This window comes from Burkholderia sp. LAS2 (assembly GCF_018417615.1).
Taxonomy (GTDB): domain Bacteria; phylum Pseudomonadota; class Gammaproteobacteria; order Burkholderiales; family Burkholderiaceae; genus Burkholderia; species Burkholderia sola.
The window spans coordinates 621,464-635,740 of record NZ_CP071054.1 but is presented as its reverse complement, the minus strand read 5'-3'; the positions used below and the strand labels follow the sequence as shown (position 1 = coordinate 635,740).

The window sequence follows — 14,277 nt, the reverse complement described above, 5'->3', positions numbered from 1 at the left end:
TCGATGGTTGGTCCGCACGGCGCCCGGCCGTATGTTGATGGTTTTCCCGCAAGAGATTCGATCGTGAACGCCACTTCTCCCCGAACCTGGTTGCCGCCGTATGCGGCACGTGGCGGCGCGTCGCCGGCCGCGCCGGCCGTGGCCGATACGCGTGCCGACGATCGCCCGGCCGCGAACGCCGCGCAGGCCGGCACGCACAGCGAACGTCTGCTGGCGATCGACCAGGTCAGCCTCGAATACCGCAGCGGCGCGCGGATCGTTCGTGCGACGCATCAGGTGAGCTTCGACGTGTACGGCAGCGACCGCTTCGTGCTGCTCGGCCCATCGGGCTGCGGGAAGTCGACGCTGCTGAAGGCGATCGCCGGCTTCATCGAGCCCGTCGCGGGTTCGATCGCGCTCGACGGCCGGCCGGTGCGCGGGCCGGGGCCCGACCGCATCGTCGTGTTCCAGGAATTCGATCAGTTGCCGCCGTGGAAGACGGTCGTCGAGAACGTCGCGTTTCCGTTGCGCGCCGCCGCGAAGCTGTCGCGCGCCGAAGCACGCGAGCGCGCGCTGCACTATCTCGACAAGGTCGGCCTCGGCACGTTTGCCGACGCCTATCCGCATACGTTGTCGGGCGGCATGAAACAGCGCGTCGCGATTGCGCGGGCGCTGGCGATGCAGCCACGCGTGCTGCTGATGGACGAGCCGTTCGCCGCGCTCGATGCGCTCACGCGCCGCAAGATGCAGGCGGAACTGCTGCGGCTGTGGGATGAATTCCGCTTCACGCTGCTGTTCGTCACGCACTCGATCGAGGAGGCGCTCGTGGTCGGCAACCGGATTCTGCTGCTGTCGCCGCACCCGGGCCGCGTGCGCGCGGAGCTCAACAGTCACGAGCATTCGCTCGACAACGTCGATACCGGCGACTTCCGCGACAACGTCGCACGGATCCATCGCCTGCTGTTCGACACCGACGCACCGCACGTACCGACGACGGAGGACGCCGCATCATGAGTACGATCGATCCGGCCGTGCCGCCGCTGCCGCCCGTGCGTGCCGAATATACGCGCACGCTCGACACGCTGCCCGACGCCGCGCGCGCGGCGCCGGCGCCGCTGCCGCGCCGCATCGCCGGTGCCGCATGGTTTCGCCGCAGCGTCATCGCGCTCGCGCTGATCGCCGCATGGGAGATCGTCGCGCGCATCGTCGCGAACGATCTGCTCGTGCCGACCTTCGGCGCGACGCTGGCCGCGTTCGTGCAGGGCATCGAGTCGGGCGAACTGCTCGTGAAGACCGGCATCTCGATGTCGGTGCTGCTGCGCGGCTATGCGCTGGGCGTGCTGCTGGCGTTCGCGCTGACGTCGCTCGCGGTATCGACGCGCATCGGCCGCGATCTGCTGACGATGCTCACGTCGATGTTCAATCCGCTGCCGTCGATCGCGTTGCTGCCGATCGCGCTGCTGTGGTTCGGGCTCGGCACCGGCAGCCTGCTGTTCGTGCTCGTGCACGCGGTGCTGTGGCCGCTCGCGCTGAGCATCTATACCGGCTTCGTCGGCGTGCCCGCCACGCTCAAAATGGCCGGGCGCAACTACGGGCTCACGGGCCTGCGCCAGATCGCGCTGATCCTCGTGCCGGCCGCGCTGCCGTCGATCCTGTCGGGGCTGCGCGTCGGGTGGGCCTTCGCGTGGCGCACGCTGATCGCCGCCGAGCTCGTGTTCGGCGCGAGCGCGGGGCAGGGCGGCCTCGGCTGGTACATCTTCCAGAACCGCAACGAGCTGTATACGGACCGCGTGTTCGCCGGTCTCGCGGCCGTCATCGTGATCGGGCTGCTGGTCGAGAACCTCGTGTTCGATACGCTCGAGCGCGTGACCGTGCGGCGCTGGGGCATTCAGCACTGACGGCGTCCGTACGCGATCAATCCCGGCGCGGGCATAACGTAAGCTGAAATCGGCTTTTTACGCGCGGCGGGGGCGTCCCTATACTTGCGGACACCGTGTCGCGCGCTGCCGCGACACGCCCCGATCTCCCCGAACAAGGACCTGCCGAATGACTGCCCGTGATGCCGTCGATCCGCGCGACGCATTGCGCGACGCGCTTGCCGCGCTGCCCGATCTCGCGACCGCGATCGGCCAGGACGCCGCGCAACGCGAGGCGCGTCGCGAACTGCCGTTCGAAGGGTTCGCGATCTTCCGGCGCTCGACGCTGGGTGCGCTGCGGATTCCGGTCGCACGCGGCGGCCTCGGCGGCACGCTGGTCGACCTGTTCGAGTCGATCGCGACGCTCGCGGCCGCCGATTCGAATCTCGCGCACGCGCTGCGCATCCACTACGACCAGACCGAGACGCTGCGGCTGTCGCCGCGCACGGCGTTCAACGACGTGCAACTCGAGCGTGTGCTCAGTGGCGCGATCTTCGGCGGCGCGTCGACCGAGCGCGGTACGTCGCGCCCGGGCGAGAACACGACCGTGCTGCGCCGCGACGGCGACCACTGCCGCGTGACGGGCCGCAAATACTATTCGACGGGCACCGCGTTTGCCGATTTTGCGCGCATCAACGTGGAGAACGAGCAGGGCGACGCGCTCGCGGTGATCATTCCCGTCGCGCGCGATGGCCTGCAGGTGCTCGACGACTGGGACGGGATGGGCCAGCGCATGACCGCGAGCGGCAGCCTGTTGCTGAACGACGTGCAGGTGTTCGCGGACGAAGTGGCCCCGCGGGACGGGTCGACGCTCGTCGGCCGTCATTGCGGCGCGCTGCGGCAGCTTCATCTCGTCGCGACGGGCGCCGGCATCGTGCGCAACGTGGTGGCCGATGCACGCCGCTACGTGCTCGAGCACGGCCGGCCCGCGCTGCACAGCCCCGCGCCGACCGCGCGCGACGATCATTTTGTTCAGCAGATCGTCGGCGAGCTGTCCGCGCATAGTCACGCGATCGACGCGCTCGTACGAGAAAACGCACGCGCGCTCGACCGCTCCGCCGACGCGATCGAAGCAGGCGCGGCCGACGCGGATGCGCTCGTGCTCGACAGTGCGCTCGCGACCGCGCGCACGCAATTGATCGTCAGCAAGCTCGCGCTGCATGCGGCCGAGCGGCTGTTCGAAGTGGGCGGCGCATCGGCGACGGCGCGCGAGCACAACTTCGATCGCCACTGGCGCAACCTGCGCACGATCTTCAGCCACAACCCGTTGCTGCACAAGGCGCGCGTGATCGGCGACTACGTATTGAACGGCGTGACGACGCACCTGACCGAAGGGCGCGTGTTCTGACGACGGCCGGCGACTGCTGCTGCGCCGTCGTCAACGCCGCAAGCCGGCTTCGCGCAGCAGCGGCAGCACGCGCTCGCCGAAGCAGTCGAGATCGGGCTTGAAGTCGTAGAAACTCAACTGGATACCGTCGATACCCGCGCGGTGCAGCCGTACGATGGTATCGGCGACTTCTTCCGGCGAGCCGGTGATCGAGATGTTGCCGCCGATCGCGCGCGCGGCGGCTTGCGCCCGCTGCTCGAACCCACCGCGCCACGCATGCGCGTCGCTGTCGAAGCGGTGGAAGCTGCCTTCGTCCGCATGCGCGACGATCGCGTCGCGGTACGCGCGCGCTTCGGCCGCGGTTTCGCGGCAGATCACGAGCGGATTGAGCAGCGTGCGGATCGTGCGGCCGCGCGCGGCGGCGGCCGCCTTCACGCGTGCGGTATGCGCGGGCAGCGCGTCGATCGCGCGTTCGGCGTCGGGGCCGGCCGGGCTCGTGACGAACACGATGTCCGAATAGCGTGCGGCGAACGCGATGCCCGCATCGGAACCCGTCGCGTTGATCAGCAGCGGGCGCCCGTAGCGCGGCTTCGGCGTCACGAATGCGCCGCCCAGTCGCCAGCTCGACAGTTCGGGCGTGTAGCTGAAATTATCCGGTTGCGCCCACAACTGCTGGACCGCGTCGAGGAATTCCGCGGCCATCTCGTAGCGCCGGTCGTGTTCGATCCGGTTCCAGCCGAACATCTCGTGTTCGATCGCGCGGTGGCCGGTCACCACGTTGATGCCCCAGCGCCCGCGCGAGATGTGGTCGAGCGTCGCGGTGAACTTCGCGAAATGCAGCGGATGCCACGGCCCGTAGAGCACGTGGCTCGTCGCGACGAGGATGATCCGCTCGGTGCGCGCGGTCAGCGCGGCCAGCGTCATGAACGAGTCGAGCGCGTGGCCGTCGAACACGCCGCCGTAGCCGCCTTTCGGCAGCCACTGCGACAGCGCGAACACGAGATCGAAGCCGAGCGCTTCGGCGCGGGCCACGAGATCGGCGTTGTAGTCGAACGTCCAGTCGGTCGAGCGCGGCAGCGTCGACGCGCTCCAGCCGCCGGCCTGGATCGGCAGGAACAGCCCGAGCATCAGCGGCTGCGCGAGCGTGCGCGACACGGGGCTGTCGGGGAAATCCGCCGGCGAACGAACGTCGACGAACGGCGACGGCGCGAGCGGGGCGGTGACGGAGGAATCGCTCATCACGGGGTCCTTGCTGAAAGGGGCGACGCACTGCGCGCGGGTGGGCTGCTTGATGCGGCTGATGCGGCTGATGCGGCGGCAAGCGAAGCGACGCGCGTCATAGCTGGCCCGGCCGCGGGTCCGACACGAAGCCGTCGCGGTTCGGCATCTGTACGCGCGGCAGCGTACGTGCGTCGAGCCGGGCGTCGCCGGGCACGATGCCGTTCAGGTGGAGGACGTACGCGGTGACCGCATAGACGTCGTCCGTGCTCAGCGATTGCGGCGCGTTGTACGGCATCGCCCGGCGAATGTAGTCGAACAGCGTCGTCGCGTACGGCCAGTAGCTGCCGACCGTCTTCTTGGGTTTCGCGCTCGCGAGCGAGCCGCTGCCGCCGACGAGCGGATCGCCGACGCCGCCTTCGCCGCCGGCGCCGTGACACATCGCGCATTTGTCGGCGAACACGTGGCCGCCGCGTGCGACCGTGCCCGCGCCGGGCGGCAAGCCGCTGCCGTCCGGCGCGACGTCGATGTCCCACGCGGCGAGCGCCCCGCGATCGATCGGCTGGCCCAGGCCGAAGCCCCCGCCGAACGCGCTCGTCGTCATTGCGCAGGTTGCCAGCAGGCAAGCGAGCGGCTTACGCATTGCGCACCTCGCCGTCCGTGCCGACGCGCCAGTTCTGGATGCCGTTGTAGTGGTACTGCGAGTTCAGGCCGCGCGCGGCGACGAGCGCGTCACGGGTCGGTTGCACGTAGCCGGTCTCGTCGGTCGCGCGGCTTTGCAGGTCGGCCGGCTCGCCGCGCCACACCCAGTCGGCCTCGAAGCGCGTCAATGCGCGGTCGCGTACGTCGCCGGCGAGCCGGGCGGGCCGCCACGTGCGGCCGCCGTCGGTCGATACGTCGACGGCGCGAATCCGGCCACGGCCCGACCACGCGTAGCCGCTGATCGGGTAATAGCCGTGCGCGGCGAGCCGATGGCCGGCCGACGGCCGCGTGATGACCGACTTCGCGTCCATCTCGAACACGAACTGGCGCGCGCAGCCGTCGGGCAGCAGATTCGTGTATTTCGACGTTTCCTCGCGCGTCATCTCCGGCGCCCGCACCAGCTTCAGCCGTCGCAGCCACTTGATGTTCGTGTTGCCTTCGAAACCCGGCACGATCAGCCGCACCGGGTAGCCGTTCTCCGGGCGCAGCCGTTCGCCGTTCTGCGCATAGACGACCAGCGCGCGCTCGAGAATCCGGTCGAGCGGCAGGCTGCGCGTCATCGCCGCGCCGTCCGCGCCTTCGGCGAGCAGCCAGCGTGCGTCGGCATCGATGCCCGTCTCGTCGAGCAGCGTCGACAGCCGGACGCCGGTCCATTCGCAGCACGACAGCAACCCGTGCGTGAACTGAACCGGCAGCCCGCTCGGGCCGTTCCATTCGCTGCCCGTGTTGCCCGAGCATTCGAGGAAGTGGATCCGCGATTCGGACGGAAAACGCAGCAGGTCGTCGATCGTGAAGACGCGCGGCGCGCGCACGAGGCCGTGCACGACGACGCGATGGCGCTGCGCATCGATGTCCGGCACGCCCGCGTGATGACGCTCGTAGACGAGCCCGTTCGGCGTGATGTCGCCGAACAGGTCGGCGAGCGGCGTCATCGACGAGCCGGAACCGGGTAGCGCAGGCGCGCGGGCGCTGCGGCGAATCACGTCGCGTTCATGCTCCCCTGGCAGGCCGTACGGCGGCGACAGCAGCGGCGCACCGGGCGTGCGCGTCCACGGCGGCACGTCGAGCGGCTGGCTTGCGAGCGCGCCGCCGGCGGGCAGCATCGCGGCAGCCCAACCGCCGGCGAGCTGGCGCAGCGCCGCGCGCCGGCCGCTGCGCGACGCACGGGGAGAAAAACGGGAATCGGTCATGGTCGAACGCGTGTTGCGCGCGGGAATCGCGCGCGGGGAAACGATCATTCTCGGCAACCGGGCGCGGCGCGGCAAACAACGATTCCCGCTTTGCTTATCGCGCCTGTCGTGCTTGTTGCGCCGCGCCCGATGCGCGTGCCGTCAGAACTTCACGCGCAGCCCGCTGACGAACGCGAGCTGGCGGTTCGTCGACGACGCGCTGCCGATGTTCGAGATCGCCGCGATCTTGCGATAGCCGCCCGACGTCGAGGTGCTCGCATCGCCGGCCGCGAGCTGGTAGATGCCCGACACGTAGATATCGGTGCGCTTCGACAACGCATAGTCGAACCCGAGCGTGAACTGGTGCCAGCGCGGCTTCAGCGTCTGGCCGCTCGTGCCCGGCAGGCCGCTCGCGCGCCCGTCGGTGAACGTATAGACCCCGATCAGCGTGGCCGCAGGCGTGAGCTGGTAGCGCGCGTTCACGTCGTAGTTGTTGAACTTGCGCGACGAACCGTCGAGATAATTGAGCTGCGTGTGGCTCCACGCGAAGCCGAGCGTCGCACGGCCGAGCACGTAGTTCGCGCCTGCCGCGCCGATCTGCTGCTTCAGTACGCCGCCATTCAGCCCGTAGAAGAACGCGCCGCTGTAGTCGTTGCCGGTGGTCGAGGTCGCGCCGCCCACCGCGCCGCTCGTATTCGACGCCGCATTCGGGTGATTGAACCGCACATAGCCGCCGCCGATCGACAGCGCGCCGTTCACGTAGTTCGCCGATGCGCCCCACGCGTTGTTGTTCGAGAATCCGGTGCCTGCGCCGCCATTGGCCTGGTTGCTGAACGCATAGAGCAGGTCGGCCGTGAAGCCGGCGATCGCGTCGCTGCGGAACTTCACCGCGTTGTTCAGCCGGAAGCTCTGGTTCAGGTTGTCGTTGTCGCCCACGTGCGTGGCCGGCGACCAGAAACCCGCGCCCGAGTACGGCGCGACGAGATCGGTGATCGGCTCGTACTGACGACCGAACGTCAACGTGCCGAGCCCTTTCTTGCCGAGGCCCACGTACGCGGACCGGCCGAACAGCCGGCCGCCCTGGCCGAGCCCGCCGTCGCTCGGCCGGAACCCGCTTTCCAGCGTGAAGACCGCCTGCAGGCCGCCGCCGAGATCCTCCGCGCCTTTCAGGCCCCAGCGGCTGCCGCTCAGCTTTCCGCTCGTCTGCTGGACGTTGCTCGCGCCGCCCTGGTTGTTCGTATACGCGATGCCGGCGTCGACGACCCCGTACAACGTCACCGAACTCTGCGCATGCGCGCCGACCGAACCGATCGAAACCAAACCCAGCACTACCGTTTTTTTGATCATGACCAACCTCTGTTTTTTGTCAGTACGTTTGCGAGGATCACGATGCTATTGACGACGGACGCGCCGATGAACGGCCGATCCGTGGTTTGTAAATCGCTGCGCGGCCGATTTGTAATGTTCATTGCCGCGGGCCCGGCAGGTGTGCCGCGATTGCGTCCGGCACGCCTGCTGCGGCGAACGCATCGTGCGGACCGCGAACGTCGGCCGCCGGAAACCCGTGGACGCGGTCATATCGATCGATGAAATCGTTCGATATCCGTAGTGCTCGTCGTTCGCATGACGATGCGTTTATGCAACGGCCCACTGGGCGAAGACGGGCCGATGCGCTATGCGCGTTCGCATATCGATTCCGCAAAACGTTGGTAGGGCCGGGCGAGGTACGACGGTAGAGTCTGGCATCCGGCCGCTGGCCGGCATGCGTCGGGAACGGCAGCGCGCACGGATACGCGCGCTTACCGATGGGACGCCCAACGAGAAAGGAGCCATTCGACATGAGTCGCGATGTACTGTTTCTGCTGGAACCGGGCTTTGCCGATCCGAAGCATCCGGGCCAGCGCTTCGTCTGTCCGCATGGACTGCCGATCGAAGGGCTGCTCGCGAGCGCGCCCGATCGCGCCGCGCGTATCGACGTGAAGCGCGTCGGCTTCGAGCGGCCGCGGCCCGCGGTGATCGACGCGCTCGACGATGCGCACCAGGGCCTGCCGGTGCTCGTGCTGGGCCGCGACCAGCCCGCGCCGGACGACGCGCAGACGCTCGGCGACGTGCGCTTCGTCACCGATGCGCGCCGCATCCTCGAACTGCTGGCCGAGCGCCACGGCTTTCCGGCGCTGCATTGACGCGGCGGTTTCGCTTTCCATCCGGTTCCATCCGATCGAACAGGAGCATCCGATGTCGTCAATGTCGGCGGTACGTCGCCGCCTGCTGCTTGCCGGCGCCGCAGTCGCGGCGCACCCATTGGCCGCGTTCGCCACGCCGGCCGCCGATGCCGATCTGGCCGGAACGACGTTGCGCGTCGCGACCTACAAGGGCGGCTGGCGCGCGCTGCTGCAGGCGGCCGGGCTCGACAACACGCCGTATCGGATCGACTGGCGCGAACTGAACAACGGCGTGCTGCATATCGAGGCGCTCAACGCGGATGCGCTCGATATCGGTTCGGGTAGCGAAATTCCCGCCGTGTTCGCCGCGCGGCAGAAAGCCAATGTGAAGTTCATCTCGCGCGTGCGCGAAGACCTGAACAACCAGGTCACGCTCGCGCGCAAGGACACGCCGATCCGCAGCATCGCGGACCTGAAGGGCAAGCGTGTCGGCTACGTGCGCGCGACGACGTCGCACTATTTCCTGTATCGACAGCTGGCGGAAGCCGGCCTGAGCTTCGACGACATCCAGCCGATCAACCTGTCGCCGACCGACGGGTTGTCCGCGTACGATCGCGGCGACATCGACGCATGGGCGATCTACGGCTACAACGGCCAGCTTGCGCGCAACCGCTACGGCGCCCGCGTACTGAAGACGGGGAAGGGCTATCTGTCGGGCAATTTTCCGGTGTATGCGAATCCGCGCACGCTCGACGATGTGCGTCGCCGCGCGGCGACCGGCGATTTGCTGCTGCGGTTCCGACGTGCGTATGCGTGGGCGAACGGGCATTTCCGCGACTATGCGCTCGCGCAGAATCACGAGACGCGTGTGCCGGTTGTGGATCTCGTCTCGATGTTCGATCAGCGCAGCGAAGACTACGCGCTGCTGCCGGTGACGCCCGACGTGATCGCGCAGCATCAGCAGGTCGCGGACGTGTTTGCGCGCATCGGCGTGCTGGACGGGCCGGCGCGTGTCGCGCCGTTGTGGGATACGTCGTTCAATCCGGTGGCGGCGGCGGGGGGCTGACCGCAAGAACACACCGTCCACCGATCGCCTGCACATGCAGGCGATCGGTCGGCACTTCCCGTCATTCACCCCGGCGCCGCGTGATCACGACCGAATCGCTTTCCTCCGAAGCGAAGTACCGTCACGCGACCTCTGGCGTTCGACGTATCCACACAAGCGCCGTCAATTCACCCCGACAGCACTCCACGCGCGCGCGACCGTCGCGCTTTCCGCCGAGTTCGCGCCATACAGGTCGTTGGCCGCCTGGATCGACGCACGCCGCGCGTTCGGGTAGTTCGAGTTGGCGTTCAGGTACACGGTGAGCGTCCGGTACCAGATCTTGCCGGCCTTGTCGCGACCCAGCCCGCTGAACGTCGTGTCGCCGTTGCAGACCAGTTGCGCTCTCGACAGGCCGGTGTCGGTCGACGGCACCGACGGCCCTTCCGACAGCAGGTAGAAGAAGCGGTTGCCGACTCCCGACGTGAAATGCGGATCGTGGCGCGGATTCGACCACGAGAAGCCGCCGGACGGGTAGCAGCTGAACGACCGGCCGTCGAGATCCTGCTTGTACATCTTGCGCAGGCCGCCGCTCACCACGCGCGCGCCGATCACGTAGTTGCCGGGATCGTTCGGGTTGTTCGCGTAGAACTTCACGAGCGTGCCGAAAATGTCGGAAGTCGCCTCGTTCAGGCCGCCCGCGTCACCCGAATAGTTCAGGTTGGCGGTGGCCTCGGTCACGCCGTGACTCATCTCGTGCCCGGCGACGTCGACCGACACCACGGGCTTCGGCAGGCGCGTGCCCGGCTCGCCGTCTCCGTACGCCATCACGCGCGACGACAGCCATGCCGCGTTCGCGCCGGTCGTGCCGCTGCCGGTATTGAACACCACGTGCGCGTAGCTTCTCACGCCGCGACCGTCGTTGAAGATGCCGTTGCGATTGTGCGTGGTCTTGTAGTAGTCCCAAGTCAACGCGAGCCCGTAGTCGATGTCTGCCGCGACGGTCTGCCGATCGGTGGTCGTGTTGTTGCCCCACACGTTCGTGCTGCTCGTGAAGATCGGCAGGTCGGTCGCTTGCTCGACCTCGTCCGAGCTCAGGCCGCGACCATCGTAGACCGAGCCGCCGCCGCGGCCCGGATCGAGCATCCGGTATGCGTTCGTGCCGGTCTGGTCCGTCGTGAGCGTCAGGTTGCCGTAGTACAGCGAGCGGCCGGTGCCGGTCGCGGCGGCGGTCTTGATCAGGTCCTGTGCGTCGAGCACGGCGCCGGTGCGGGCGTCGACGTAGTACAGCACGGCGTCGCCGTGCGTGTCGGTCGACTTGCCGTAGACGCGTACCGCATAGGCCAGCGTCGGCGTGACGTCGCGGGCGAACACGACGAGTTCCGGCTCGTCGACGCGGCGCACGTCCGAGTTGAAGCGCGCGGCCGCGATGTGTCTGGCCCGCGTCGCACCGACGTCGGGTGCGTTGCGTACCACGGCGCGGTTCCCGACCTTGCCGATCGTGCCGGCGAGGTTGATCGGTGCGAGCTGCGTTACGCTGGCTTGCTTCAACTGCCCGTTGCTCGAGTGGACGACCACGTCGCCACCTATCACGGGCAGGCCCGCGTGGAAGCGATCGAAACGCACGTGCTCGGTGCCGTCGGGATCGACGATCACGTCCCGCACCTGGAACTGGTCGCCGTCGGTTGGGGCGCCTGCTTGTGGCCCCGCGAACTTCAACGTGCGTGCCGTGCCGCTGGCCGCCACGCTGAAGGCGGTCGGGTTCTGCTGGATCAGTTGCAGCGCCTTGTCGACCCCGGCCGGCTGGTCGCCGGCCTGGGCAAAAGCGCTGAGACTCGCGACGGTAATCGCGGTGATGGGCAGCAGTCGAGACAGTTTCTTCATGTAATTCCCCAGGTTATGAGTGGGTTTGTTCGAGGAATGCATCAAGCGATGACTTTTAAACAAGACATGTCGCGAACAGCAGGGGGATGCTAGGAGGTGATTTTTATAATTACAAGATATTTTCTATTGGATTAATTTTTCATGTCGTTGCTGTCAATCAAGTCGGAATTTGGTGAGAAATTTGAAATGATCGTGTTGACGGTGGTAACGGGGGCGATGCATCGACGGCGTGTGGCTGGGACGCTTTGGGGTTTTCTCGTCGTGGCGGGTGTGTAAGGAGGACGCGCGATGAGAAGTCGAGTCAAGTGGATGGTTGGGATTTTCGTTATTGAATATTGATTTCGATTGTTGCCGATTCGCGTGCCGTCAAATTAATTTTCAATGCTTTTTGTATCTTCTGTTTGTGACGTGAAGTCATCACATGTCCAATGGGCGTCGGGCGAGCGATGCTCGCATGACAACGAGTGGGAGGTGATTCGTGAAGTATCTTGCTGAGCGCTTCCGGTGATGTTCGAGCCTTTGGCCGACCGCAGGCTACAGACCGCGCACGGTATCTATACCGATCTTAATTGACATAATGCGTATTATCAATTCAAAAGGGTCGAATCCCAGAACGTGTAGCAAGGCCACACCAAATATCAAGCGCATTCCGGCGTAACCTCGTCGCCGTCGAGAAGGCATGCACCTTGCCCCGCAGCCTCATCTTTCCGAGCTAAAACAGGAGAACCGATGAGCGATCCCACTGCACATTCCCGGACGGCTGCAAAAGCGGTGCCGCCCCCACGAGACCCCCATCTTCGCGCACTGGCGAACTGTATTCGCTTCCTCGCCATGGATGCAGTGCAGAAAGCGAACAGCGGACATCCTGGTGCGCCAATGGGGTTGGCTGACGTTGCGACGGTCCTGTTCAACGAGTTCATGAAATTTGACGCGTCGGATCCCCACTGGATCGATCGAGACCGGTTGGTACTGTCCAACGGACACGCGTCGATGCTCCTCTACAGCCTCCTCTATCTGACGGGCTATTCCGACATGACCCTCGACGAGCTCAAGCGCTTCCGGCAAGTCGGCAGCAAGACGCCGGGCCATCCGGAGTACTCGCACGCCGACGGAATCGAACTGACGACCGGCCCCCTCGGACAAGGCGTCGCGGAATCCGTCGGCATGGCGTTGGCCGAGCGCGTCATGAATGCGCACTTCGGCGATGATCTCGTCGATCACTACACGTACGTATTTCTCGGCGACGGTTGCCTGATGGAAGGCATTAGCCACGAGGCCATTTCCTTGGCCGGCCACCTCCGGCTGGGCAGATTGATTGCGTTCTGGGACAACAATTCGATTTCCATCGACGGCGCGACCAAGCTCGCGGTTTCGGACAACGAGATCGAGCGCTTTCAGTCGGCTGGATGGCGAGTCCTGGAAATCAACGGTCACGACACGAATGCGATACGGCGCGCTATCGAGACCGCTCGGACAACGCATGACCGACCGACGTTGATCGCATGCAGGACGATCATCGGGTTCGGCTTTCCGACCAAGGCCGGGACCGAGAAAGCCCATAGCGATGCCCCGGGCGAGGATGAAATCGCGGGCGCACGCCAGGCCCTCGATTGGCATTCGCCGCCGTTTGAAATCCCGGATGACCTGCTGAAAGCATGGCGGGAGATCGGCGCGCGCGGCCGCAAGACGAGACTCGCGTGGGACGAGCGTGTCCGCCGGGCGCCGCAGGCGCTGCGCACCGAATTCGACCGGCGCAATGCGGGAAAGCTTCCGGATGACTGGAAGGCGGCGATCGCGGCGGCACGGCAGGCATTTATTGCCAGTGGCCGTGCAATGGCTACCCGAAAGGCCAGCGGTGAAGTGCTTGATCATCTCTTCGACGCGATTCCGGAATTGCTGGGCGGCTCGGCGGATCTTACGCAGTCCAACAATACGAAGACGAAGAACCAAATCGCGATCGAGCCTGGCCGGTTCAAGGGTTCATACCTCCACTACGGCGTCCGCGAACACGGCATGGCCGCCGCGATGAACGGCATTGCCCTTCATGGCGGCCTCATTCCGTACGGCGGCACCTTCCTTTGCTTTTCGGACTACTGTCGCCCGGCGATCCGGTTAAGCGCGATGATGCGGGTGCGATCCATCTTCGTGATGACGCACGATTCCATCGGTCTCGGAGAAGATGGGCCGACTCATCAACCCGTCGAGCACCTCGCCGCTCTTCGCGCCATTCCGCAACTCGCCGTCTATCGGCCGGCCGATCCAGTCGAAACGGCGGAGTGCTGGGAACTGATTCTCGAACAGCCGCGCAGAGCTGCACTCCTCGCATTGTCACGCCAGCCGGTCCCGCTCCTGCGCAACGAGCCTGGAAACGAAAACAAGTCGGCGCGGGGCGCCTATATTTTGCGGGAGGCCGATGGCGGGCCGCGCCAACTCACGCTGATCGCGACAGGCTCGGAGGTCGACCTCGCCGTCCAGGCACGCGACATCCTGCAACAGGAAGGCGTGCCGACGGCCGTCGTATCGATGCCGTGCCGCCTGCTCTTCGAGGAGCAGCCGCGCGATTACCGGCGGGCCGTGCTGGGCGTTTCTCCCGCGAGGGTCGCGGTCGAGGCGGCGGTCGAACTGGGCTGGGAACGGTACATCGGACCGGAAGGCCGGTTCGTCGGCATGCACAGCTTCGGCGAGTCCGGGAAAATCAAGGACGTGTACGACAAGTTTGGCATCACGGTAGATGCGGTGGTTCGCGCGGCGCATCAGGTGTTATCCGAAGTGTGACATTGCTGCAATCCGCCTCGGATGCGATGACCTTGCAGGGCTCGTGGATGTGCTTTGAGAAGTGGGCGGCCTCGATTTTCGGTGGATTCGCGCGTAGCGTTAG

General features: G+C 66.4%; 11 protein-coding genes. 6 read left to right on the top strand and 5 right to left on the bottom strand.

The window, feature by feature from the left end:
- Positions 1-3: 3 nt before the first annotated feature.
- The 3 genes from JYG37_RS31955 to JYG37_RS31945 all read left to right on the top strand — a co-directional run bounded on the left by JYG37_RS31955 (position 4) and on the right by JYG37_RS31945 (position 3,243).
- Positions 4-993 (top strand): ABC transporter ATP-binding protein, encoded by a 990-nt coding sequence (locus JYG37_RS31955; protein ID WP_050017832.1) that lies wholly within the window; start codon positions 4-6, stop codon positions 991-993.
- Positions 990-1,877 (top strand): ABC transporter permease, encoded by an 888-nt coding sequence (locus JYG37_RS31950; RefSeq protein ID WP_204384525.1) that lies wholly within the window; start codon positions 990-992, stop codon positions 1,875-1,877. Before JYG37_RS31955 ends, JYG37_RS31950 begins: the two co-directional genes overlap by 4 nt.
- A 148-nt stretch (positions 1,878-2,025) precedes the next feature.
- Positions 2,026-3,243 (top strand): acyl-CoA dehydrogenase family protein, encoded by a 1,218-nt coding sequence (locus JYG37_RS31945; protein ID WP_124630961.1) that lies wholly within the window; start codon positions 2,026-2,028, stop codon positions 3,241-3,243.
- Between the two features lie 30 nt (positions 3,244-3,273).
- Here JYG37_RS31945 and JYG37_RS31940 read toward each other — a convergent pair whose 3' ends face one another.
- The 4 genes from JYG37_RS31940 to JYG37_RS31925 form a co-directional block, all read right to left on the bottom strand.
- Positions 3,274-4,461, bottom strand: coding sequence for an LLM class flavin-dependent oxidoreductase (locus JYG37_RS31940; RefSeq protein WP_050017835.1), 1,188 nt, complete (start codon positions 4,459-4,461; stop codon positions 3,274-3,276).
- 97 nt (positions 4,462-4,558) lie between these two features.
- Positions 4,559-5,083, bottom strand: coding sequence for a c-type cytochrome (locus JYG37_RS31935; RefSeq protein WP_050017836.1), 525 nt, complete (start codon positions 5,081-5,083; stop codon positions 4,559-4,561).
- A complete protein-coding gene (gene soxC, locus JYG37_RS31930) occupies positions 5,076-6,332 on the bottom strand; it encodes a sulfite dehydrogenase (RefSeq protein WP_050017848.1) in 1,257 nt (418 codons plus the stop codon). Before soxC ends, JYG37_RS31935 begins: the two co-directional genes overlap by 8 nt.
- Positions 6,333-6,473: 141 nt before the next feature.
- Positions 6,474-7,658, bottom strand: coding sequence for a porin (locus JYG37_RS31925; RefSeq protein WP_050017837.1), 1,185 nt, complete (start codon positions 7,656-7,658; stop codon positions 6,474-6,476).
- A gap of 491 nt (positions 7,659-8,149) precedes the next feature.
- Between JYG37_RS31925 and JYG37_RS31920 the strand changes: the two genes are divergently transcribed.
- On the top strand, positions 8,150-8,494 hold the full coding sequence (locus JYG37_RS31920; RefSeq protein WP_050017838.1) for a DUF3088 domain-containing protein: 345 nt from the start codon (positions 8,150-8,152) through the stop codon (positions 8,492-8,494).
- Between the two features lie 52 nt (positions 8,495-8,546).
- The gene (locus tag JYG37_RS31915; RefSeq protein ID WP_050017839.1) at positions 8,547-9,539 is read left to right on the top strand and encodes an ABC transporter substrate-binding protein; all 993 of its coding nucleotides are present in this window, start codon (positions 8,547-8,549) and stop codon (positions 9,537-9,539) included.
- A 162-nt stretch (positions 9,540-9,701) separates the two neighbouring features.
- Here JYG37_RS31915 and JYG37_RS31910 read toward each other — a convergent pair whose 3' ends face one another.
- The gene (locus JYG37_RS31910; protein ID WP_213346666.1) at positions 9,702-11,399 is read right to left on the bottom strand and encodes a M4 family metallopeptidase; all 1,698 of its coding nucleotides are present in this window, start codon (positions 11,397-11,399) and stop codon (positions 9,702-9,704) included.
- Between the two features lie 729 nt (positions 11,400-12,128).
- On the opposite strand from JYG37_RS31910, the gene tkt reads away from it, so the two are divergent.
- Complete coding sequence (gene tkt / locus JYG37_RS31905) at positions 12,129-14,174, top strand: transketolase (protein WP_213346665.1); 2,046 nt, start codon at positions 12,129-12,131, stop codon at positions 14,172-14,174.
- Positions 14,175-14,277: the final 103 nt, after the last annotated feature.